Source organism: Caldicellulosiruptor diazotrophicus (genome assembly GCF_017347585.1).
Lineage (GTDB): Bacteria > Bacillota > Thermoanaerobacteria > Caldicellulosiruptorales > Caldicellulosiruptoraceae > Caldicellulosiruptor > Caldicellulosiruptor diazotrophicus.
Genome location: NZ_AP024480.1, coordinates 2,241,011 through 2,264,581, shown reverse-complemented (window position 1 = coordinate 2,264,581; position 23,571 = coordinate 2,241,011). Strand labels below are relative to the sequence as shown.

The 23,571-nt window shown below is 34.9% G+C and carries 18 protein-coding genes; 13 read left to right on the top strand and 5 right to left on the bottom strand.

Translation table 11 applies throughout. The features are described from left to right. Positions 1-59: 59 nt before the first annotated feature. Entirely contained in the window at positions 60-560 is a 501-nt protein-coding gene (locus tag CaldiYA01_RS10750) for a VanZ family protein (protein WP_207179592.1), read from the top strand. Between the two features lie 7 nt (positions 561-567). Here the strand turns inward: CaldiYA01_RS10750 and CaldiYA01_RS10745 are convergent, their stop codons facing one another. The 5 genes from CaldiYA01_RS10745 to CaldiYA01_RS10730 are packed head-to-tail and all read right to left on the bottom strand — an operon-like array spanning position 568 to position 4,044. Then, the gene (locus CaldiYA01_RS10745; protein ID WP_207179591.1) at positions 568-1,059 is read right to left on the bottom strand and encodes a DNA-binding protein; all 492 of its coding nucleotides are present in this window, start codon (positions 1,057-1,059) and stop codon (positions 568-570) included. A 6-nt stretch (positions 1,060-1,065) separates the two neighbouring features. After that, positions 1,066-2,577, bottom strand: a complete 1,512-nt coding sequence (locus CaldiYA01_RS10740) for a TrkH family potassium uptake protein (RefSeq protein WP_207179589.1) — start codon at positions 2,575-2,577, stop codon at positions 1,066-1,068. 39 nt (positions 2,578-2,616) lie between these two features. Next, positions 2,617-2,739, bottom strand: a complete 123-nt coding sequence (locus tag CaldiYA01_RS12415; protein WP_269076400.1) for a hypothetical protein — start codon at positions 2,737-2,739, stop codon at positions 2,617-2,619. A 22-nt stretch (positions 2,740-2,761) separates the two neighbouring features. After that, a complete protein-coding gene (locus tag CaldiYA01_RS10735; RefSeq protein ID WP_207179587.1) occupies positions 2,762-3,427 on the bottom strand; it encodes an NAD-binding protein in 666 nt (221 codons plus the stop codon). Continuing rightward, on the bottom strand, positions 3,424-4,044 hold the full coding sequence (locus CaldiYA01_RS10730) for a potassium channel family protein (RefSeq protein ID WP_013404198.1): 621 nt from the start codon (positions 4,042-4,044) through the stop codon (positions 3,424-3,426). The genes CaldiYA01_RS10735 and CaldiYA01_RS10730 overlap by 4 nt, the downstream gene beginning before the upstream one ends. A gap of 140 nt (positions 4,045-4,184) precedes the next feature. Here CaldiYA01_RS10730 and CaldiYA01_RS10725 point away from each other — a divergent pair, with 140 nt between their 5' ends. From CaldiYA01_RS10725 to CaldiYA01_RS10670, 12 genes are all read left to right on the top strand, one after another. Then, entirely contained in the window at positions 4,185-5,927 is a 1,743-nt protein-coding gene (locus tag CaldiYA01_RS10725; RefSeq protein WP_207179580.1) for a SpoIID/LytB domain-containing protein, read from the top strand. After that, positions 5,924-6,964, top strand: coding sequence for a tRNA preQ1(34) S-adenosylmethionine ribosyltransferase-isomerase QueA (queA, locus tag CaldiYA01_RS10720; RefSeq protein WP_207179577.1), 1,041 nt, complete (start codon positions 5,924-5,926; stop codon positions 6,962-6,964). Before CaldiYA01_RS10725 ends, queA begins: the two co-directional genes overlap by 4 nt. A 94-nt stretch (positions 6,965-7,058) precedes the next feature. After that, entirely contained in the window at positions 7,059-7,655 is a 597-nt protein-coding gene (locus CaldiYA01_RS10715; RefSeq protein ID WP_207179575.1) for a hypothetical protein, read from the top strand. Between the two features lie 100 nt (positions 7,656-7,755). Next, positions 7,756-9,219: a TIGR02677 family protein gene (locus tag CaldiYA01_RS10710; RefSeq protein WP_207179573.1), complete on the top strand. Its 1,464-nt coding sequence runs from the start codon at positions 7,756-7,758 to the stop codon at positions 9,217-9,219. A gap of 22 nt (positions 9,220-9,241) precedes the next feature. Continuing rightward, positions 9,242-10,474: a TIGR02678 family protein gene (locus CaldiYA01_RS10705; RefSeq protein ID WP_207179570.1), complete on the top strand. Its 1,233-nt coding sequence runs from the start codon at positions 9,242-9,244 to the stop codon at positions 10,472-10,474. After that, positions 10,458-14,510 carry a TIGR02680 family protein gene (locus CaldiYA01_RS10700; RefSeq protein WP_207182840.1) on the top strand — a complete coding sequence of 1,351 codons (4,053 nt, stop codon included), beginning with the start codon at positions 10,458-10,460 and terminating at the stop codon, positions 14,508-14,510. Before CaldiYA01_RS10705 ends, CaldiYA01_RS10700 begins: the two co-directional genes overlap by 17 nt. Beyond that, positions 14,507-15,769, top strand: coding sequence for a TIGR02679 domain-containing protein (locus CaldiYA01_RS10695; protein WP_207179569.1), 1,263 nt, complete (start codon positions 14,507-14,509; stop codon positions 15,767-15,769). The genes CaldiYA01_RS10700 and CaldiYA01_RS10695 overlap by 4 nt, the downstream gene beginning before the upstream one ends. Before the next feature lie 372 nt (positions 15,770-16,141). Then, positions 16,142-17,143: a LacI family DNA-binding transcriptional regulator gene (locus CaldiYA01_RS10690; protein WP_207179567.1), complete on the top strand. Its 1,002-nt coding sequence runs from the start codon at positions 16,142-16,144 to the stop codon at positions 17,141-17,143. A gap of 128 nt (positions 17,144-17,271) precedes the next feature. After that, entirely contained in the window at positions 17,272-18,177 is a 906-nt protein-coding gene (locus tag CaldiYA01_RS10685) for an ABC transporter permease (protein WP_207179565.1), read from the top strand. A 14-nt stretch (positions 18,178-18,191) separates the two neighbouring features. Continuing rightward, positions 18,192-19,085 (top strand): carbohydrate ABC transporter permease, encoded by an 894-nt coding sequence (locus CaldiYA01_RS10680; protein WP_207179563.1) that lies wholly within the window; start codon positions 18,192-18,194, stop codon positions 19,083-19,085. 469 nt (positions 19,086-19,554) lie between these two features. Next, positions 19,555-21,150: an ABC transporter substrate-binding protein gene (locus tag CaldiYA01_RS10675; protein ID WP_207179562.1), complete on the top strand. Its 1,596-nt coding sequence runs from the start codon at positions 19,555-19,557 to the stop codon at positions 21,148-21,150. A gap of 144 nt (positions 21,151-21,294) precedes the next feature. Continuing rightward, positions 21,295-23,556, top strand: a complete 2,262-nt coding sequence (locus tag CaldiYA01_RS10670; protein ID WP_207179560.1) for a GH32 C-terminal domain-containing protein — start codon at positions 21,295-21,297, stop codon at positions 23,554-23,556. Positions 23,557-23,571: the final 15 nt, after the last annotated feature.

Sequence of the window (23,571 nt, the reverse complement as noted above, 5' to 3'; positions counted from 1 at the left end):
CTATAATTGTAATGTATTAGATTTTTCTATTTTAATAATGGGAAGGGAAACCGATATTTATGAAAAACAGAATTTACATAAGATGGGCACTTGTCTTTGCATGGATGACTGTAATTTTTTGTTTCTCAGCACAGGAAGGTGCTATTTCGCATCAAAAAAGTTTTTCAATAGCAATGTTCGTGGAGAAATTTATAGAATTTTTTACAGGAAGGGATTTGGTTAATTCTTACAACAGAAAGAATTTTGAATTATTAATAAGAAAACTTGCGCATGTGACAGAATATCTCATTTTAAGTATGCTATTTTATAAAGCGTTTTTTGAATGCAACAAAAATTCAAAAAAGTCTTTTATATTGACAATTATTTTCTCTGTTGTTTACGCAATTTCAGACGAAGTGCATCAGATATTTGTATCCGGTAGAGGACCAAGTGCTATTGATGTAATGATAGATATGGTTGGAACAATTGGGTATTTTTTGATTGTAAAAATAAAAAATATAGCTAAAATAATACAAAATTTTGCTTTAAATAAAATTAAACGGCTGGTCGAAAAAATTTAGTCAGCCGCTACCATTTATATCTAAATACAGTCCACATAAGAAAGCTACCTATTGCAAAAATCAATATCCCAATGACAAACCTTGTTTTGTCAACTTTTTCTTCGATTTCATAACCTCTTTTTAAAATTTTTATTTGATATGCGTGTATATCTAAGTCTCCACCATGTTCCTTACAAGCCCTATTAAAAATGCCCTTTACATAAACAGTATCACCTTTTACCCCATGTTTTCCAAGATATTTAATTTTTTTAGCATCTTCATATTTCAAAAAAACACCAATTGCATTGCTGCCATCGTGAATATTGACCCAAGCGTAATTTCCTCTTTTCATTATTTCGCCTATAGCTTCTCCTTGAAATTCGATAAATTTACCATCATATTTAAAAGCATTATTTATAAGTGTATTACTATCAATAGGTTTTGCCAAAGAAGTTTCAGTTAAATATGTTATCATTATGCTGATTAATAACAACAATAATATGAATAACTTTCGTACCATCTTTTCTTATCCTTCCTTTGCTTCTTTAAATAGGAATGCAAAAAGCGCAATTACAGACATAAATTCAAGCCTTCCCACCCACATCATAAAGATATAGATAATTTTCAGTGCATCTGGCATGGAAGGCTGGGTAATCCCGATTGAAAGTCCAACGTTGCCAAGGGCTGAAGCAGATTCAAACATTGCAGCCTTAAGAGGATACCCAAAAAACGTACCTGCCAGCGTTCCAAATGCAAATGTTGTTATATAAAGAAGTATTATAATTGATGCATTTCGAACGTGCTTATCTTGCAATGTTATTTCTTTCAGGTGATGAAATTTCTCAATAACAACTGCCGAATCAGGTTTTATCATCTTTTTTATATCGTTTACAACGGCATTTGCAAGTATTGCAAACCTCAGTGCCTTTATACCACCTGCTGTGGAGCAAACAGAACCGCCTGCAAGCATAGCAATAACTATAAGAATTATTGCTGAGTCTGACCATTCATAGAAAAATTGCTGCGAGTAAAGTGTTGCAAAACCTGTACCTGTATGCGCAGAAAGAAAATGGTAAAAGGTTTTTCTAATTGAAACTGTGCTGTCTGAATAAATGCTTTTTAAAGCAACAGCACCAAGAAAACTCAAAATTGTTATTGTTGTAAAAAGACTTTTAATTTCAGCGTTTCTTATGCCTTCTTTATAATTACCTGTAAGGATAAAGTAGTGAAGCGCAAAATTGATTGTTCCTAAAATCATAATGGTCATACAAATAATCTCGTATGACAGACTATGAAAATACATTGCGTTTTGAGACTGTGGAGCAAACCCTGCTGTGTCCCAACCACCAAGAAACATCCACAGTCCTCTGAAAAATGCCATGTCCAATGGAAGACCTATTAAAACGCCATTTATTGTTAAAGCCAAAGTTCCCAGAACAAGGTATAAAAGGCTCACAGACCAGATTATTCTTGCTGTATGCATAACATTTGGGAATATCTGCTCGTCTCTTGCCTCGCCCATGTACACTTTTAAAAGTCCGCGCATTCCTGATGCAAGGAAACTAAGTGTCATTAAAACCATTCCTTGACCACCAATATAACAAATAAGATGTCGCCACATATTAAGCCCCATTGGTGCATGGTCTAAATCCTGAATAAGAACGAGACCTGTTGTTGTATATCCGCTCATAACTTCAAAGAATGCATCCAAGTATGATTTAAAGTGTCCTGAAAGATAAAGCGGAACAGCAGAGATTAGTGCGCCAAATGCCCAAGTCAAAGCCACCATGCTCATTCCAGCGCCCCACGAAAACCTTTCTTCTTTTGTATCCCTTCCAATAAAGATGAATATAAAACTTATAATAAAAAAAAGTCCAATACCAATCATAAGATTAAATAACATATTCCACTCTCGGTACAAAATCGAAGTAATGGCTGCTAAAACTTCTACAATACCAATTGCGCTTAAAGTTTTTCCTGTCATGTAAAGGACATGCCTAAGTTCTACATGACCATCTCTGAACTTGTTTTTGTACATTTTGTTCAGCCCTCTTTTTCAGCAAATTTTTATTTGTAGCTAAAAAAGATAAGGAATTAAAGTTACGATAGCACCAGCAACAATGAATCCCAGCGCAAGACCAATTTCTACAAGTACACCAATGAAAGTGTTTTTTAGATTTTTTTCTTTTTTCTTAAGCATTGTGTTCAAATCACCCTTTGCATTATTTTGAGCTTATAAGGCGTTTAAACTCTCTTTTTGCACTTTCGTTCACAATTACAAGTAGTGTATCGCCCGGCAAAATTATGCTGTCCCCAGAAGGGACAAATGTCTCATTTTCTCTCATGATAGCACCAATTATACTCTCTTTGGGGAATGGTACCTCAGCAATCTTTTTGTTTGCAGCAGGAGAATTTTGCTGAACAACAGCTTGAAAAACTATTATCTCCCCATTTTTTAACGTGGCAAGGACAGAAAGAGGTTCTATTTCAACCTCATGCTCAATTATCTTTGCAATGATGTCTGTTGAAGATATCACATTGTCAACTCCAAGCCTTTTCATCACGTTTATGTTTTTAGGATTGTTTGCCCTTGCTATAGTTCTTTTTACTTCAAATACCTTCTTTGCAAGCTGACATGATATGAGGTTGTCCTCATCCTTTCCAGTTACGGCAATAAAAAAGTCACACTTATGAACCTTTGCATCAGAAAGGGTGTCCAAAGATGTACCGTCACCTTCTATAACAGTCACATTCGAAAACTCTTCAGCAACTTTCCTGCAAAGTTCTGGCTGCTGTTCAATCACAGTTATGTGATATCTTCCTCTTTCTGCTAAAAGCTTTGTCAAAAAATAACCAACCTTTCCACCACCTATAATAGCAACTCTCATTGATTCACCTTCTTTTCAGCAACTACCATAATATCATTTTCCTGAAGTCTTATGTTTTTATTTTTGAAATAAAAGTGTTCATTTCGAATTATTCCGAAAAGATAGCAATTTTCAGGGAGAATTATTTTGTCCAGTCCTTTTCCAATATCATCTCTCTTTGGTGTGATGTATTTGAAAAACACATCGTCCTTGCCAAACCTATGCTTGTGTCTTATCTCGCGTGAAAGAAGGATTGATTTTATATACTCAACAGCCAAGGTTGTAGGACAGATTGTCTCAAGTCCAAGAGAGTGAAAGATGTCTTCTCTGAGCGGGTCATAAATTCTTGCTATCACCTTTGGTACATTGTAAATCTCTTCAGCAATCTGGGCTGCCATAATGTTTGTACTGTCATCAGGGGTAACAGCTGCAAGCGCATCAGCCTTTTCTATTCCTGCTTGTTTTAAAACGTCTTCATCTATTACAACACCTTGAATCTTCATGCCATTAAAGTCAGGTCCAAGTCTTTCAAAATTTTTGGCATCAGAGTCTATTACAACAACATCGTGACCTTCGTCAGAAAGAGACTTAGCTAAGGTTGAACCTACTTTACCACACCCTACAACTATTATATACAATTTTTCTGCACCCCTACTTGATATTACCTTTAAAAATTCATAGATTAAATTATATTCCTTTTACAATAGACTCACAAGAGGGATTTTGATAGAATAAAATTAATAAATACAAACTTATTGCAGCAAGAAGGAGAGAAAAAATGGTTAAAAAACTTTTATGCGGGGCAGTAGCGATTGTCTTTTTTGTAGTTTTTTCTTCAATCAATATATTACCCGCATTTTCACAATCTCAAATTCCAGAGTGGATAAGAATAGGTGTGTTTTATGCTGATACATACAAAAAATCAAGCCCGGTAGACTTTGTAAAGATTGAGGCAAAAGGAAGTCTCTTCTTGGCTATTTCTGATGACAAAAACTTTATTACAATTTCAAATACACAAAAGAATAGTCTCACAGTCTCAAAGGATGTATACAAAAAAAATGGTCAGGAAGGTCCAAATTATCATGTGGCAGTTGGAAGGTATATTTCATACAAAACAGCAGAAAATAGCTTAAAAAGTTTTTCTTCATTCAAAGACGCTTTTGTTGGCTTTGTAAATGGCGGGTATAGCATATTGATTGGCTGCTTTGACAATATAAACGATGCAAATAAGCTGGCGGCAAAACTTTCTGGTGCAACCATTTATTCTTCGGAGACAATGGTTCTTGTAAAAGATGAGAGTGGCAAAGTTATTTTTGGATTTGACGGGCAAAATACCAAGTTTTTAATGCTGATTCCACAAAAACAAAATGGTATTGAGAGGATTAAGATAGGTAGCAGGTGGTTCAGAGGAAGAGCCGAATTTAAGAGGATAAAGTCAAGCGATATGACAGTTATAAACGTCACCAGGCTTGAAGAATATCTGTATGGTGTTATCAGGATGGAGATTGACCCGCTGTGGCCAGTTGAAGCTGTAAAAGCATTTGCAGTGATTGCCCGAACGTATGCTGTGAGAAACCTTGGCAGGCACCTATCAATTGGTTTTGACCTCTGTCCGACAGACCATTGCCAGGTATATGGTGGTGCTGTTGATGGCACATATGGCGAAAAACAGGCAATTTCAGCTGTTGACGCAACAAGAGGTGAGATTATAACTTATAAAGGAAATCCAATTGATGCTGTATATTTTTCGTCAACAGGCGGTATTCCCACAGAGGATTCTGAAAATGTTTGGAGGTATCCTATTGAGTATTTGAGGTCTGTTGACAACTCTAAAGAAGCAAAAAATTCAAAGTCGTCGTGGCTATTTCAGTTTACTAAAGATGAGATAAAAAATATGCTCAAAAAAAAGAACATAGATATTGGTGATATTTTGGACGTTCAAGTGGTTGAGTATACAAAGGCAGGAAGAGTTTTAAGGCTAAAAATTATCGGTACACAAGGCGAATATGAGTGTCAAAAAGAGGCAACTCGGCTTTTGTTTGGCCTTTACAGCCAGGCATATACAATTACAACAGATGCAGATGTAGCTGTTGTAGACAGCAGGGGAAAGGTGAAAAAAGTGAGAATAAGCGGGCAAAAGATTTTGTTCGAAGATGGAAGTGTAAAAAGAGCAGTGGTTGCTGGGCAGAAGCAGAATTTTGAGGAAACTGAAAAGCTTTTGCCACAAACTGCTGAAAGTGTGTATCTTTCGATATATGATGAGGTGTACCAATCTGAGAGTTTTGGAGGTATTGAAACTGAAGGTCAGACATATTCACAGCAATATATAGATGTAGTAAATCCAGATGGTAGCATTGACAAGGTGCCACTTGTTCCTACTACTTACACATTCAATGGTAAGGGCTGGGGACACGGCGTTGGAATGAGCCAGTGGGGGGCAAAAGGCCTTGCTGAAAGTGGTTATAATTATAAGCAAATTATAAAACACTATTACACAGGAGTTGAGATTGAAAAAAGATGAGAAAATGGAAACTCAGCGACTTTCACTATGACCTACCGGATGATCTGATTGCACAAAAACCTGTAGAGCCGCGGGACAGCTCAAGGCTCATGGTTATTTTACCAGACGGCAGTCTTGAACACAGAATTTTCCGTGACATAGTTGAATATTTAAATGAGGGTGACTGTCTTGTTCTAAATAACTCAAAGGTCATACCTGCAAGGCTAATTGGGCAAAGAGAGGACACAGGCAGTTTTATAGAATTTTTACTTGTAAAAAGGCTTGATATAGACACATGGGAGGTAATGACACGGCCGGGCAAAAAGGCGCGAAAAGGAAGAAAGTTTGTGTTTGGCAATGGAGAGCTAAAAGCCGAGGTTTTGCATGTAAACCAGGAGGAAGGCACAAGAATTGTGAGGTTCTATTATGAAGGGGTGTTTGAAGAGGTTTTAGAAAGACTGGGCAAGATTCCTCTTCCACCGTATATAAAAGAGGAGCTCGACGACCTGTCAAGGTATCAGACAGTGTACAGCAAAGTGCCTGGCTCTGCTGCAGCACCAACTGCAGGTCTTCACTTTACAGAAGAGCTTCTTAGCAGAATATCAAAAAAAGGTGTTGAGATTTTGTATGTGACACTGCATGTTGGACTTGGAACTTTTAAGCCTGTTAAGGTTGAAAATGTAGAGGAGCACAGGATGCATGAGGAGTACTATGAAATTTCTCAGGATGTTGCAGACAGAATAAACAGAGCAAAGGATCTTGGAAAAAGAGTCATTGCGGTTGGAACAACATCGTGCAGGGTTTTAGAGTCGTGCAGCGATGAAACAGGAAGAGTAAAAGCAAAAAAAGGCTGGACTGATATCTTCATCTATCCTGGGTATAACTTTAAAGTGCTTGACGGACTTGTTACAAACTTTCATCTTCCGGATACTACCTTGATGATGCTTGTCTGTGCGTTTGGTGGGTATGAAAGAATCATGAATGCATACAAGATTGCAGTTGACATGCGGTACAGGTTCTTTAGCTTTGGAGATGCAATGCTGATATTGAGAAGATAAATTTGTTTCTTTAATTTCTAAAATTTGTTAATTTACAATTAATAGGTGTTAGTATATAATAATCTTAAACCCAGATAAGAGGAGCTGCTAAAATATGGATGAGATAAAGCAAATGTTAACTCTTGTGTTAGAAAAGGTTGATAGCATTGATAAAGGCTTAGAAGAGGTAAAACAAAGGCTTGACAAGGTAGAAGAGAGGCTTGACAGGGTAGAAGAGAGGCTTGACAGGGTAGAAGAGAGACTTGACAGGGTAGAAGAGAGACTTGACAGGGTAGAAGAGAGACTTGACAGGGTAGAAGAGAGACTTGACAGGGTAGAAGAGAGACTTGGTGCAGTAGAAAGAAGACTTGATACTCTTGAGAAAAGGGTTGACAAGCTTGAGGTTGAGACAACCAAGAACTCTATTATGCTTGAAGACCTCAAGAAGAAACTTGAACTTATGGCAGAGATTCAACAATCTCATTTTGATCAAGACAAGCGTGAACATGAAGAACTGAGAAGATATGTTGATGGCAGGTTTGCTGTTATTGAGTTTGCTATAAAACAACTTTCAGGCAATATGGAAGAGATGAAAAAGGATATAAAAGAGTTAAAAGAAAACAGAGTAAAAATTGAGGTTTTTTACGAGATTCTTGGCAGGCATGAGGTTGAAATCAGCAATCTAAAAAAAGCTGTGTTTTCAGCAAATTAGAATAAGAGGGGCTGTATGCAAAAAATGTTTCAGCCCCTTTTTTGTTTGGTAAGATGTGATATAATTTAAGATAAGATTTTGAGAAAGGTAGAACTTTACAATGATTGACAATTTTCGATTTCCACTTTTGGGCAAACTCAAATATTTTGAGTACCTCACAGCGCCTAACTCAGAAAGATACAGAACAATCATGAGATATTGTTTTTTGTGCCATTTAGAATACAAAAACAGGCTCACAAAAGAAGAGATATTCACATTTTTAAAAGGTTTCCCACAGTTTGCAGACTACACTGAACAGATGTGCGAACAGGACTTGAAAAGTCTTGTTGAGTGGGGCAATTTAAATTCAATTCAGGATACGTCAAAGACCAGGACTGTTGAAGAGTTCAAAAACAAAAGATTTTTGTATGAACTTACACATATCGGACTTAAGATTGAAAGGTTTTTGTTTGAACTTGAAACTCAAGAGGACACAAAAGCAGAGCTAAATCCCAAACATATTGAGAAGATATTTCTCTTGCTTCAGCAGGTGGATAGTATATTGCAAGACCCACAAAAAAGAGCAGTTGACTGGTGGGACGAACTGACAAGATCATTTGAGGAAATTGAAAAGAGCTATTCTGAGTATATTTCAATGTTAAAGTCGTATGAAGCTGAAAATCTCATGATAAGAGAAAAGTTTCTGGACTACAAGTCAAAGCTTGTACAGTACCTTTACAACTTCTATATTATATTTCAGAACTATCTTCCAAGAATAAGATCCATCTTTTTGTTATTGGAAGACTCTAAAGTTGAAAAGCTTTTGAACTACATAATCGCCCAGGAAAAAGAACATCCCAAAAACATATTCAAAGACCCAGAGAGTATAGAAAGAAATATAAAAGCAAGGTTTGACAATATAAAACTCTGGTTTGTTGCTCCTCATGGCCAGGCAGAAAAACTTTCTGACCAGATCCAAGGGCTTATAAGAAAAGTATCTGACCTTGCAGCAAGGCTTTCAGAGATGTCAAGTGTCAAAGTAAACAGGCAGGAAGAGTACAAACACTTAGCTAAAATCTTCTCAAACCTTGATTTAGCTACATGTCACAAGCTTTCTGCAGTTGTGTTTGGTGTGCTTTTGCCACGATACATTGCAGCTGAGGAAAAGAGGCAGAGCGAACTTGCAAGTCTTAGCATTCTTGATGTACCACCGATGAAGAGTTTGCTTCACTCAAGAGGAAGACTTGTGAGGGAAAAGAGCAAGGTTTTGCCGGCATCTGAATTTTCTGAAGACAAGAAGAAAAGGTTTGAGGAGTACAAAAAGAAGATTGAAGAGGAAGAAAAGCTTGTTGCTGAGCTTATAAAAGATGGGAGAATTGAGTTTGAAAATCTTCCTGTTTTGACTCCACAGGTTAGAAAAAAACTTCTTGTGTGGCTCTCAAGAGGACTTTCGTCAGGTTTTGGGAATACGGACGCAGGAAAAAGATTTAAAATTGTAAGACCAAAAGATGGAAGATATTGTGTACTAAAATCGACAGATGGTGAGCTTGAGATGCCGGCGTATGTAATTGAGTTTGTTGAGTAAAGAAAGGCAGGAAAATAGAAAGATGAAAAGTGTACTTTTAAAGCTACTTAACAACTTTTGGATTTTAAAAGAAAAAGATGTTGAAAGCTATTATGAGTGCAAAAACATTGACAAAGGCTTAAAAGACTTTATAGTTTCCAAACTGGGACTTAAGTTTTATGCTACATCTGACATGGTCAGACTTGAAAAGGTACCCCTTGTCCCAAGAGAGTACATGGGGATTTTGGAGTTTGAAGAGCCGAAAGACTATGTATTTTTCTGTCTTGTTCTTGCATTTTTAGAGGACAAGGGCAAAGACACTCAGTTTTTGCTTGAGGATATCACGCAGTATATACGGTCGAATTTTCCTTATGAGGAAATTGACTGGACGATGTATTCTGACAGAAGGTCGCTTATAAGAGTGCTTAAGTTTTGCGAAAAGATGGGGCTTATTAAGATAGATGATGGCAATCAAGAGCTGTTTGTGGAAAGAGCTGATGTAGATGTACTTTATGAATCAACAGGGCTATCAAAGTACTTTATGAGGACATTTCCTAAAAGCCTTGTTGAGTATTCGTCAGTCGAAGAGATTTTAAATAGCGAGTTTAAGTTTACAAATGGACTTTCTGACCAAATCACTGATATAAAGAGAATAAAAGCCTACAGAGGGCTTTTGATAGATGGCATTGTGGATTTTGAGAGTGAAGCACCACTTTATTACATTAAAAAGCAAAAGACAACCATTTTACAGGACCTTGAAAAGTTTGTACCAGAGCTTGAGCTTCACCTGTTCAAGTCGTTTGCCTACCTTAGCGTTGAAGGTGATTACAAGTATACCTATCCTGACCATTCGAACCTGTGCGATTTGTTGCTTTTGTGCTCAAGAGAACTTTTTGAAAGGGTTGAAAAAGGGGAGCTGAGACTTTCGCCTACAAATGAGATGCTTGAAATTTCGCTTGACTATTTTAAGCTAATTGTGGAGGATGTCAAGAAAAAATACGGGCATTTTTGGAACAAGGAGTGGAGAGAAAAGTCAACAGAGAAAATATTTGAAGAACTTTTAAAGTTTTTGCAGCTTCACAATATTGCAAAGACAAATGACGATGGATATCTTGCCATATCCCCTATTTTTTTAAGAGTTGTTGGAGAGTATCAGGACTATGATACAAATGGTCAGCTTTCCGAGAAAAATAACAGCACCGAGAAAGCTTTTGAGGATATAGAAGATATAAATGTAGATGGAGGTTTGTATTTTGACGATGAGCAAGGAAAATAGATGGGTGCTAAGCAGAGCCGGAGTTTTCAACTACTGGTACTATGACGAGGAGTATTTTGATTTTTACGATGGCAGGATGCTTATTCGTGGTCCTAACGCTTCAGGCAAGTCTGTGACAATGCAAAGTTTCATTACGCTACTTTTAGATGGCAACTACCACCCGTCCAGGCTTGACTCTTTCGGGTCAAATGCGCGAAAGCTTGAAGATTATGTTCTTGGCGATCAGGGACCAGGTCAGAAAAACGAGGCAATAGCCTATCTTTTTCTTGAGTTTAAAAAACAAAATGTATTTGTATCCGTAGGCATGGGAATAAGGGCAAAAAGAGGCACGAGCCCTGATACGTGGTATTTTGTTCTAACAGACGGAAGAAGGTTTGGAGTTGACATTTTCTTTTATGAAAAGATAGGCGACCAAAAAATTCCACTTACTAAGAAGAAGTTTGAAAACCTGATAGGAGATGGTGGCAAGGTCTTTACAAGCAGAAAGGATTATATGGAGGAAGTTAACAAGATCTTGTTTGGCTTTGAAAATATAGAGGACTTTGAAAATTTGATAGACTTGATTGTTCGAATTAGAACGCCAAAACTTTCGAGGGATATAAAACCTGATACTGTTTGCAGGATGCTGCAAGAGTCGCTTCCTGCCCTATCTGAGTCAGACTTGCGTAGTCTTTCTGACTCCATAGAAAACATGGACAAGATTCAAACAGAGCTGAAAAATCTTGAGATCATAAAAGATGTGCTGGAAAAGTTAAAAAAGGTTTATGATGAGTACAACAAGCTTTTGCTTGCGCAATGTATACTTAGCGTGCTAGAAAAAAGCAAAGAGTATTTGAGCCTTAAAAAAGAGCTTGAAAAAGCTCAAACTGAGGTTGAGAAAAATAGAGAAGAAAAGCTTAAGATAGAAGAAAAAATAGAAGAGCTTAAAAAAGAGCAAGAGTCTTTGACATTGAGGCTTGAAAGTATAAAAGAAAGTGACATATTCAAGCTTCAAAAAGAGCTTTTAAATATAAAAGAAGAGCTCAGAGAACTTGAGGAGCAGAAAAACAAAAAGATTTCCCAGATAAATTCAGCTTCACAAAAACTTGAAAAGGAAAGACAGCAGCTTATCGCTTTAGAAGAAGAGCTTGAAAAGTACAAAAGAAAAATAAAAGATAGCGTCAAAGAAGGCAAATTGCTAATCGAATCAATTGGTTTTCAGAGATTTTTAGAAACGCTTGATATGTATCTTCTTGAGCAGGGAAGCCTTGACATTTTAAAGGATGAGCTTTCATCTTTCTTATCTCAGGTTGAAATTGCACTTAAAAATTATGAAAAATTAAGTGAAATCAAGAAAGATTTGGACGGCTTTTATAAAGAGCTTGATATGAACAGAGCAGAAGCACAAAAGGTGGAGGAAGAGATACAAAATCTTTTGCTTCAGCTTGAAGAAGTAAAAAATAGTTTGAAGAATGCTATTTCTATTTACTTTGAACAAAATGAGGTTTTCAAAGCTTTAGATGAGCAGAGAACAGCAATTTTCCAGGCGATAAATAGTTGTGAGAGAAAAGGTGATTATGGCAGAATATACTCAATCTTAGATGATATTTATAACTTTCATTATCTTGCTATCTCAGATACAATAAGAAGGCTTGAATTTGAGATAGAAACGTTAAATGGCCAAATTAAAGCTAAGAAAGAGGAGATTGAAAAAATTAAAAGCCAGAAGGATGACGAGATTATTCTGTCTCCTCAGCAGAAGAAGGTAAGAGACAGGCTTTTGCAAAAAGGGGTGCCATTTATACCTTTTTATATGGCTGTGGATTTTAAAGACGGTGTGGACGAAAAAAAGAAAGCTATCATTGAAGATGCGCTAAACTGTCTTGGGATTTTGAACGCTTTGATTGTTCCAGAAAAACACAAAGATATTCTTTCAGACCTTATGGATGATGAAAAAGAAATAATTTTAATTTCAAAACCTGCGTATTTTTCGCATCTACTGAACCAGTTTTTGGAAGTTGCTGACTTTGATGGACCTATTGAGCTAAAACAGGAAGTGGCAGCTGTGATTGACAGCATCTTTGCCACCGAAAAAGATGATGGGATTTACATCAGTGAGGATGGAAGGTTTGGTAGTAGCATTTTAAAAGGCAGAACAACCACGTGCGAAAATGCAAAGTTTATTGGCATTGAAAATAGAAGAAGGTACAGGCAGATGCTAATATCACAGCTTGAAGATGAAGTGCAGAAGCTTTCAGTTGAATTAGATAACAAAAAACAGGAAAGAAATGCACAGAAAAATTTGGTTGAGAAGCTAAAAAACGAGAGAAACAGCTTTCCTTCATTGGTTGACCTTGACACTGCGTTTGAGATGATTGAAGAAAGGGAAGATAGAAAGTCAAAACTTCAAAAAGAGATAGAGTTTTTAGAAAAGAAGATAAGAGAGCTTTTGGGAAGAGAAAATAGTTCACAGCATGAGATTTCTGTCATTGCAACAAAACTTTCTATTACAGCTACGAAGGATAATTTTTTAAAGCTGAGCCAAGAAGCTCAAAAACTTAAAAGTGTACTTGTTAATTTAGAAAACGAGGTTGAAAAAGAAAAATTAGTTTCAAGGACATTAGACTTACGAAAAGATCAAATCCTACAGATAGAAGAAAATATTCAAAATTTAAGCTTCGATTTGCAGGTTTTAAAAACAAGATTGGAAGGTTTAGAACTAAAGAAAATTGAAATTGAAAAAAGGCTTTCAAGCGATGATGCTCATAAGCTTTTTGAAGAGCAGCAAAAGGCAATTGAGCGTCTTGATAGTATTCCTAAGGAGATAGAGAGCTTTAACAAAAATCTTCAGGAGATAGTTGCAAAAATTTCACGACATGAAGCGCTGATTGAGACAAAAGCTTCGCAGCTTGAAAAAGCCAAAATAGAGTACACAAATAGCCTTGAAGTGCTGAAGATTGAACTTTCTTTTGGTTTTGTATGGAAGGAAGAAAATATTGAGGATGAGAGCAAACTTTTAGAGTTTGCAAAGGAAAAAAGTAGCTTTGCTAATGAATTTAAATCCAAGGATTTGAACCAGGTTTTTGAAAGGCTCATTTCTGCACACTATGAAGCTCAAGTGCAGATTGCAGAGTTTGGAGCAAATCTTTATCTCAAGGAAGATGAAAAGACTGGCTATGCAAGATATTTTTGGACAGCAAAGAAGGATGGAAGATTGCTTTCACTTTATGAATTTTTAGAGAGAATAGATTTTGAAATAATCGAGAAGAAAAATCTTATCACCCAGCAGGAAAGAGAGCTTTTTGAAGAGGTTTTAATAAAAGACATTGGACGGAGAATCTCAAGTAAGATAATGCTTGCACAGGACTGGGTAAAGAGAATGAATGAGCTAATGGACGGCATGGACCTTTCAGGAAATCTTAAATTCAGACTTTCGTGGGAGCAGAAAAAACAGGAACTTGAAGATGAGCTTTCAACTGCGGAGTTGATAGGACTCATGAGCAAAGACTTGTCTATTGCAACTGATGAAGACAAACAAAAGGTTGTGAGACACTTCAGGGCACGTATTGAAAGGGCAAAAAGACTTCAGGACTCACCCGACAGTTTTCGAAGTCTTTATGAGATAATGAAAGAGATTTTGGATTACAGGCAGTGGTTTGAGTTCAGGCTCTATTATCAAAGAGGTACCGAAAACAGAAGAGAGCTTACAAACAACGCATACGACAAGTTTTCTGGGGGCGAAAAAGCACTTTCCATTTATGTTCCTCTTTTGGCAGCGCTATGTGCAAAGTACCAGAGTGCTGCAAGCTTTGCACCGCGCATAATTGCGCTTGATGAGGCATTTGCCGGCGTTGATGAGAACAACATTGAAAAGATGTTTGACCTGATAGAAAGTTTGGAGTTTGACTATATCATGAACTCTCAGATTCTGTGGGGAGATTACAAAACAGTGCCAGGACTTTGCATTTATGAACTTATTTCAGACCGAAACAAAGGCTGTGTTCTCAAAGTAAAATACATCTGGAACGGGTACAAGAAGGTGTTGGTGGAGATATGAAGGAAGACAGGCTTTTACAAGAGTGCATAGAATACTTTTCGCACAAGGGTTTTGTGCGTGTGCTGGAGCTCATTTACAACAAATACAGGTCGCTTGGCAGGTTTTCAGGCAAGGTTGTGCTGGAAAACCTACAGCCAGTTGAAAAAGAGATGCTTTCGCGCTATCTTGGAAGAATTGTCAGCGGTGACAGGGTGGTTGTCAATGTAAAAGAGTTTGCACAAAAGAGGTTTGAGCAGACCAAATTTTCTTCGCTTGATTTTAAAGATGTGCTTTCACATGTTCTAAAAAAAGATATTTTAACAAAAAAAGAAGAAAAAGAGAGCAGACAAAAGCAACTTTCAGGCTTTCTTGAAAAATTAGAAAAACAGTTGGCAAACGGCGCAGATAGTGAGTGTGTATTTCAAGCTGTAAAAGAAAATTTCAAGCAGTTTGAAGGGTATTTTAAGAAGTATTCTGAAGAAAAACTTTTGAACATTTTAAAAGTATGCTTAAAAGCTGCCGCAACAAAGCCAGAAAGAATAGAAAGTCTTGCGGTGTTTGCAACTAAAATGGCGCATGACCCTCATTTTTTTGACGAAGACCGCGACAGTGGCAAGATATTTTTAAGAATTTTAAGCCTGGTAAAAAATGTTGAATATCCAAAATCTTCAGAGGAAAAAACTGAACTTTTGTACATGCACAACATCATCATAGACGAGCTTTCAAACTGGTGTTTGGTATATGGTATAGGTGCAATATCAGAAGATGGAACAGAAGATGAAGCGCTCAAAAGTTTTGCTTTGCAAAAAAAGCCGGTGATTCTGCCTCTTTATACCATTAAGGATTACAAGCAGTTTTTTGGATATTCAAAGAAAATTGTGGTTGTAGAAAACCCTGCTGTGTTTTCAATGCTGATGCAAGCTTGCAGTGATATTTCTCTCATTTGTACAAACGGGCAGCTAAGACTTTCTACAAAGATTGTACTTGAAAGCCTTTCAAAAGAAGGCTTTACTATATTTTACTCAGGCGACTTTGACCCTGAAGGGCTCTTGATAGCAGACAGGATTATTCAAAACTACAATGCAGTTCCTGTTTGCATGGATGAAGAAAGCTACCTTTTGTCTTTATCTAAAAACAAGATTTCTCAAAAGAGGCTTGTGATGCTACGAAATGTAAAAAGCCCAGAGCTTTTTGATGTATGCAATAAAATGAGAGAATTAAAGCTTTCGGGGTATCAGGAAAGGATAGTTGATAGAATTGTTGAAAAGTTAAAAAGTTAATATTTTTCGATAATCAAAAAACACTAAAAATAAAATAGTTTTAAATAAATTCGATGAAGAGTAATATTGTATTGTTGCAGAGTTTATTTTTACAGTCATTCTTGTTGTCTTTTATCTTTTATTAAACAACTAAAAAATTGCAGAAATAATATTTTAAACGAATAAAACAGAAGGCACAATAATATTTCCATTTTAGTAGCTTGTGGTATACAATTATACTGAAAACTTTTCTGTAAAAGATAAAAACATTGTTGACAAAAAACTATACTTTGATTAAAATAATAATAGAAAAACGATTATCCATTAATTAATATCCGCAAAATTAGTCATTAAAAACATTTAAAATAAATTTCTATCTGAAGGTGAAGTGTTTTGAGAGTTACTATAAGAGATGTTGCTAAAAAAGCAAATGTTTCTGTGGCCACAGTATCTCATGTTATAAATAATTCTAAGTATGTATCAGAAGATTTAAGAAGGAAAGTTTTACAGGCAATGAAGGAACTTAATTATGTGCCTAATTCAGTTGCTAAAAGATTAAGAAGTAAGAAATCAAATATAATAGGATTAATTGTGCCAATGTTACCAGATGATACGTCGAGTTTTTTCTTTATTAGTGTAGCCCAAGGTATTGAAAATACATTAAAAAAATATGGTTATAGTTTGTTATTAAGTAATTCCTACGAACAGTTAGAAAGAGAAAAGGAATTAATCAAGCTTTTTAATACACAAATGATAGATGGTTTAATTATAGCTCCTACAAAAGATGAACATAGTTTTATGCATGAGATGATTGGTAACAATTACCCAATTGTGTTTATTGACAGAATACCAAAAGGTTTTTCTTCTGATTGTGTTTTATCTGACAATTTTAAAGGTTCATATGAGGCAGTGTATACTTTGATAAAAAAAGGACATAAAAAGATTGGTTTTATTAGTGGTCCATTAGGAATAACAACGAGTGACGAAAGAATAGAAGGATATAAAAGGGCAATTATAGATAACAATTTAGAGGTAGTTTATTCTTTAATAAGAATTGGAGAAGCTAACTTTAACAATGGATACGAATTTGCTAAAGAACTTGTTGAAAAAGAGGGGGTGACTGCTTTATTTGTTGCAAATAATGTAATGGCAAATGGTACAGTAAAATATTTGTATGATAGTAATATAAAAGTACCTGAACAAATTGCTATCATTGGTTATGACGATTATCAATGGACTAGTGTTACTAATCCTCCACTTTCTGTAGTGAAACAATATCCCTATGAAATGGGAGTTAAAGCTGCAGAAGTGTTATTAAATCGAATCAATAGAAAAAGTACCAAGTATGGTGAGTATAGGCTTCCAACTGAATTAATAGTGAGGGGAACGTGTTAATTGTTTTTTAAACATCAGAAAAACGATTAACTACAATCTTATTCCAGAACTTTTTATATAAGAATTTTAAAATTCTAAAAACTAAAACAAAAAGCATTTAAGATATAACAAATCCAGGAGGAGTTAAAATGAGGATAACGTTTAAAAAGATTTTAAGAAATTATCAATTGTATTTATTGATTATGCCTACCTTTTTGTATTTCATCATTTTTAAATATATACCAATGTACGGAATATTAATAGCCTTTAAAGATTACAGCCCGACAAAAGGTATAATAGGTAGTCCATGGGTTGGTTTCAAGTATTTCGAAGATTTCTTTAATTCATTTAACTTTTGGGATTTAATCAAGAATACTGTTTATCTAAATATATTTCAGCTAATAGTAACCTTCCCTTTGCCGATAATTGTTGCTTTAATGCTTAATGAGTTACCAAACGAAAAGATTAAGAAAACTATTCAAACTATTTTATATGCACCATACTTTATCTCAACAGTAGTTTTAGTAGGTATGATGTATGTGTTTTTATCTCCGTCCAGTGGTATTATTAACAAGATTATTCAAGCGATAAGTGGCAATACAATAGATTTTTTTGCCACTCCAGGTTGGTTCAGACCATTATATGTATTGTCAAGTGCATGGCAGGGTACAGGGTGGGGAACAGTAGTGTATATGGCAGCATTATCAAGTGTGGATCCTCAATTGCATGAAGCTGCTATAGTAGATGGGGCTTCCAAGTTTAAAAGAACGATTGTTATAGACATACCTGCAATAATGCCAGTTATAATTATACAGTTAATATTGGCACTTGGCAATATTATGAATGTAGGTTTTGAAAAAGCATATTTAATGCAAACACCTCTTAATTTAGATGTATCTGAAATTATTCAGACATACGTCTATAAATTAGGATTACTACAAGCACAATACTCTTTTTCTACTGCAGTGGGGTTATTCAATTCTGTTATAAATTTTATATTGCTAATTATAGTAAATTGGATAGTAAAAAAGTTTAGCGAAACAAGTCTGTGGTAAAAGGAGAGGATAGAATGTTTAGAACTAAAAACCAAAGTTCGGAGGATAGATTGTTTGATACAATAAGTTATTTAAGTTTGATATTTTTTGCACTCATTGTACTATACCCCTTGTATTTTATCATCATTGCGTCAATTAGTGACCCGGATATGGTCTCTAGTGGACAAATCTGGTTTTTACCTAAAGGAATTACTTTTGATGGTTATAAACGAATATTTGAGGATAATTCAATTTTATTAGGATATAGAAACACACTAATTTATGCTGGATTAGGAGCAATTATTAGTGTTGCGATGACAGTGAGCGGAGCATATCCGTTGGCAAGAAAAGATTTTTATGGCAGAAATTTCTTTATGGCAGTATTTGTTTTTACAATGTTTTTTGGTGGTGGTCTTATTCCTACATATCTTTTAGTAAAAAGTCTTGGTATGTTAGACACAATTTGGGCAATGGTAATACCTGGTGCAGTTTCTGTATGGAATTTAATAATTACTCGCACGTTCTTTCAACTCAATATTCCCGAAGAGCTAAGAGAAGCAGCATTTATGGATGGTTGTTCTGATTTACGTTTCTTTGTAAAGATAGTACTGCCTTTGTCGAGGCCAATTATAGCTGTTTTAGCGTTATTTGCGATTGTTGGTCAGTGGAATGGTTTTTTTGATGCATTAATATATCTTTCAAATGAAAAATTATATCCTTTGCAGCTTGTCCTCCGAAAAATTTTAATTCAGTCCGAACCTCAATTAGGGATGATGGTGGATGTTGATACTTTAGCTGCAAAATTAAAAGTGAGAGAACTTATAAAATATTCTTCAATTGTTGTATCATCTGTACCTGTTTTAATTATTTATCCTTTTATCCAAAAATACTTTGTAAAAGGTGTTATGATTGGTTCAATAAAGGGTTAATATTCAAATTAGCACAAATTAATTGATAGCCACCAAAAATGTGATATTAAAAGGTGATTTTTCTAAGTTCCTTGATTTGAAGGAATGACAATTTTGGAGAAATTGAAATAGTTTTTCAAAATTGAATAGACCTTTTGTGAACACCCAAGGTATTATGAAAACTATCATTTAGGGCTTAGGGTAAAAAGAGTAACAATATACTTTAATATACTTCAATATACTTCGACTAATTTCTAAGTTAGAATTTCGTTATAAAGTTCTTCTTAAAAGCACTTGGATGTATTTATGATTGTTTTTTCAACCTTAAAGTTACAGAAACGTTTAAGAACGCTCGTCTTGAGCGTTTCTGCGAAGAGTTAATAATTAAATAAATTAAGGTGGTGATAGAATATGTTATAGGTGAATTTGCTTAATAAAAGGGTATGTTATTTTATTCTAAAATTTATTAAAAAAACGGAGGAGGATTACGATGAAGAAAAAATTAATTGCGTTTGCTACTTTGGTACTGTTTACCTTTAGCTCGATTCTTGGGTATTCCTCGTGGATGAAACAGCTTGGTTTCAACAAGACAGGTTTACCAATTGTAAAGACTAAGGTTACACTAAAAATAGTCTCGCCAAAAGCGCCTTTAGCACCAAATTATAACGAGATGTTGATATTCAAGAGACTTGAAAAATTGACTAACGTGCATATTCAATGGATAAATATTCCTGATTCTGATTATCAGGAAAAGAAAAATTTGTTGTTAGCAAGTGGAGATTTACCTGATGCCTTTTATGGAGCAGGATTTTCAGATTATGATTTATTTAAATATAGTCAAGATGGAACAATTTTAAGACTTGATAATTTAATTAACCAATATATGCCAAATGTAGTTAAGTTATTTAAAAGGCGACCTGATATAAAGAAATTTGTGACTTTACCTGATGGACATATATATTCACTACCAGTAGGTGAAGAATTGGGAACAGGCAAGGAAGCTATTGGAGCAGTTCTATCATTTCAGTTTATTAATAAAAAATGGCTTGATAAACTTGGTTTGAAAATGCCTACTAACTTAAAAGAAATGCACGATGCTTTAGTTGCTTTCAAGACTAAAGATCCGAATGGAAATGGTAAGGCTGATGAAATACCATTTAGTTTTATTCATATGTGGTGGTGCGCTGATATTGGAACACTGTTCAGTGCGTTTGGGATGCTGGATACAATTGACCATTTAATAGTTAAAAACGGAAAAGTTATATTTACAGCAGTACAACCGCAATATAGGAATGCAATTAGGTATTTTCATCAATGGGTGAAAGAAGGGCTTATTGATAAGGAATCATTTACTCAAACAAAAGATCCAACGGCGTTGTTTGCAAAGGGAAAAACAAAGGATGTAACTTTAGGTTCATTTATGTGGTGGGAAGAAACTGAAATAGTAGGACCTGATAGAGAAAAGGACTATGCTTTTGTTGGACCAATAAAGGGATTAAATAATGAAAAGCCAGTAATATATAGATCAAATGGTTCTCCGTGGGGAAGAGGTGCTTTTGTTATAACAAAGAAAAATAAATATCCAGAAATTACAGCAAGATGGATTGATTTACAATATGAACCTAAAATGACTGCACAAATTCATTGGGGACCAATTGGTGATGTGTTCGAAGAAAAAAATGGAAGACTTGTTTTCAAACCATTACCTCCAGGAGTTGCAATGGGAGAATATAGGCAGAAAGTTGCGCCAAATCAAGTTGGAGTTGTAACTGCTGAAGACTTCAAAAATTTAGTTGATATGGAAGCAAGAGCAAAAGTTAGAATTGAGAGAGTTAAAAAATATGGACCTTATATGACAGATGAAAATCTTCCAACTCTATTCTTTACACCGGCTGAATTAGAGAAGAAAAATAGGATTGAAGTAAATTTATATCAATATGTAAACAAGAAAAGAGCAGAATGGCTAATGTTCGGCAGAATTGATAACGAATGGAACAAGTATATTCAAGACCTAAAGAAAATTGGCTTAGATGAGTATGTAAAAATAATACAGACCGCTTACGATAGGTATAAGAAGAGCAAATAAGATTGATTTATGCTTTGAGGCTGTCCTTGGAATAATTTTATATTAAAAAATGGATTCATGGCTTGCAAGGACAGCCTCAAAGTCAAAATTATAAAATTTTAATGAAATGGGGGAAAATAGTTTGATTAAGTGGAGGGTAACACCATGTCATTAATTTCATATTGGTCATTTGATGAAACAAAAGGGTATGTGGTCAAAAATGAAGTAACAGGCAAGGAAAACTATATAAACTATGTATTTAATAACGCGAAATTTAAAAGACCATCATGTCCAGAAAGGCGACCTGGTATCAAAGGTAATTCGCTGCTTTTTGATGGCTTTTCTACGTGGATTGAGGATGATGAAGGAATAATGAAAAGAAAAATTGAAGAAATAACTATTGAAGCATGGATTATGTCAAGATGTTATGAATATAGTGAGGATAATGAAATAACTGCTATAATTAATCAACATAATAATGAAAAAATTCAAGGGTTTATTTTTGGTTTAAAAAAGTTTAATGAATTGGCTTTTAAAGTGGCAATTAATAAGGAATGGTATGAGGTTAGTAGTTATGAAAAAACAATACCTTTACATATATGGACTTATGTTGCAGCGGTCTTCAATGGAAAAAAAGGATACATGGAATTGTACATAAATGGCGAAAGAGTTGCTTATAGAGAGGTACCCAAGATTTCTCAAATTACACCAACTGATGAAAGTCTGGTGATTGGGAAAACAAATAATTCAAAGAAGTTGGACGAGTGTGAGATAAGTTGTTTTTGTGGACTTATAGATGAATTGAAAGTATATAATGAAGCCTTAAATGAAAATCAGATAAAGGGGATTTATAACCAGTACATTTTAGAACTGAATGGTAAGCTACCAAATACATATATAGAGATAGATAGAAAAATTTATAATGGTGATAAACACAGACCAGTTTATCACTTAATTGCTCCAGGATGTTGGATGAATGAGCCACATGCGCCATTATACTTTAAGGGGAAATACCATATCTTTTTTCAACATAATCCGCATGGACCTATCTGGAGACAAATTCATTGGGGGCATTTAATAAGCGATGATATGATACATTGGAAGGATTTACCATGGGCATTAATACCTGAGAAAGGCAAAATTGATGAGAATGGCTGCTGGTCAGGCTCAGCAATTGTTGATAATGAGAAGCCTATCATTGTATATACAGCAATTGATCCCAATACTAAAGCACAGTGTATTACTTTAGCAATGAGTACTTATAGTGATGATGAAGATATTGAATTAAAAAAATGGGTTAAATTAGGGAAACCAATAATTAAACAGGATATGACTATAGAAACTGAGAAAGGGAAAATGCATTTTAATCATTTTAGGGATCCTTTTATTTGGAAAGAAGATGGAATATACTATGCGCTTGTAGGTACTGGATTTCAGAAAGATGGGGAAAGTACAGGGGGAGCAGCCTTATTATATATTTCTACAGATTTGTATCATTGGGAATACAAGAAACCTTTTTATGTTGGAAATTACAATAAGTACCCAAAGACGGGTGAGATATGGGAGTTACCTGTATTTTTGCCAATAGGAAAAGATAAAGAGGGTAATACAAAATATATTTTTCTTGTAAATCCATATTTTCTTGACTCTAATAATATATATAGCAATAGGTACGTGTGGTATTGGATTGGTACCTGGGATAAAAATACTTTATCATTTGTTCCTGATAGTGAAAAGCCTGACCTATTTGATTTGGGTGAACATTTTACAGGCCCAAGTGGGTTTGTTGACCCTAAGGGACGAACAATTATATTTAGTATAACACAGGGTAGAAGGCCAAGAAAAGATGAGTATTTATCAGGATGGGCTCATAATGCAGGATTACCAATACATATTTATTTAAGGGAAGATGGGAAATTAGGGTTAGATGTAATTTCTGAAATAAAATCTTTAAGAAAAAAGGAGTACATAAACATAAGAGATGTACCTCTAAAACAAGCGAATAAGATGATTGAATTTATTAAAGATGATTGTATAGAAATTGAACTTGAAATCGAAAAAGGGGAAGCAAATGAAGTTGGAATTAATGTAAGAAGGTCTCCAGACGGGTTGGAAGAAACCTGTATATGTTATAAAAGCAGTACAAAAGAAATATTTATAGACAGGACAAAATCAACTTTGAACAAAGAATATGAAACAGGAATCCAAGGTGGATTTATTGATATAAATGAGGATACATTAAAATTACACATATTTTTAGATAAGTCAATGATTGAGGTTTTTATAAACAATCTTAAAGTTTTGACATCAAGGATTTATCCTGTAAGAAATGATTCTTTAGGATTGTTATTAAGGGCTAATGATAAGGTTGATACAGTGAAAATTAAAAAACTAATAATTTGGCAAATGAAAGCGATATTTGAATAAAATTTTTAGACGAAA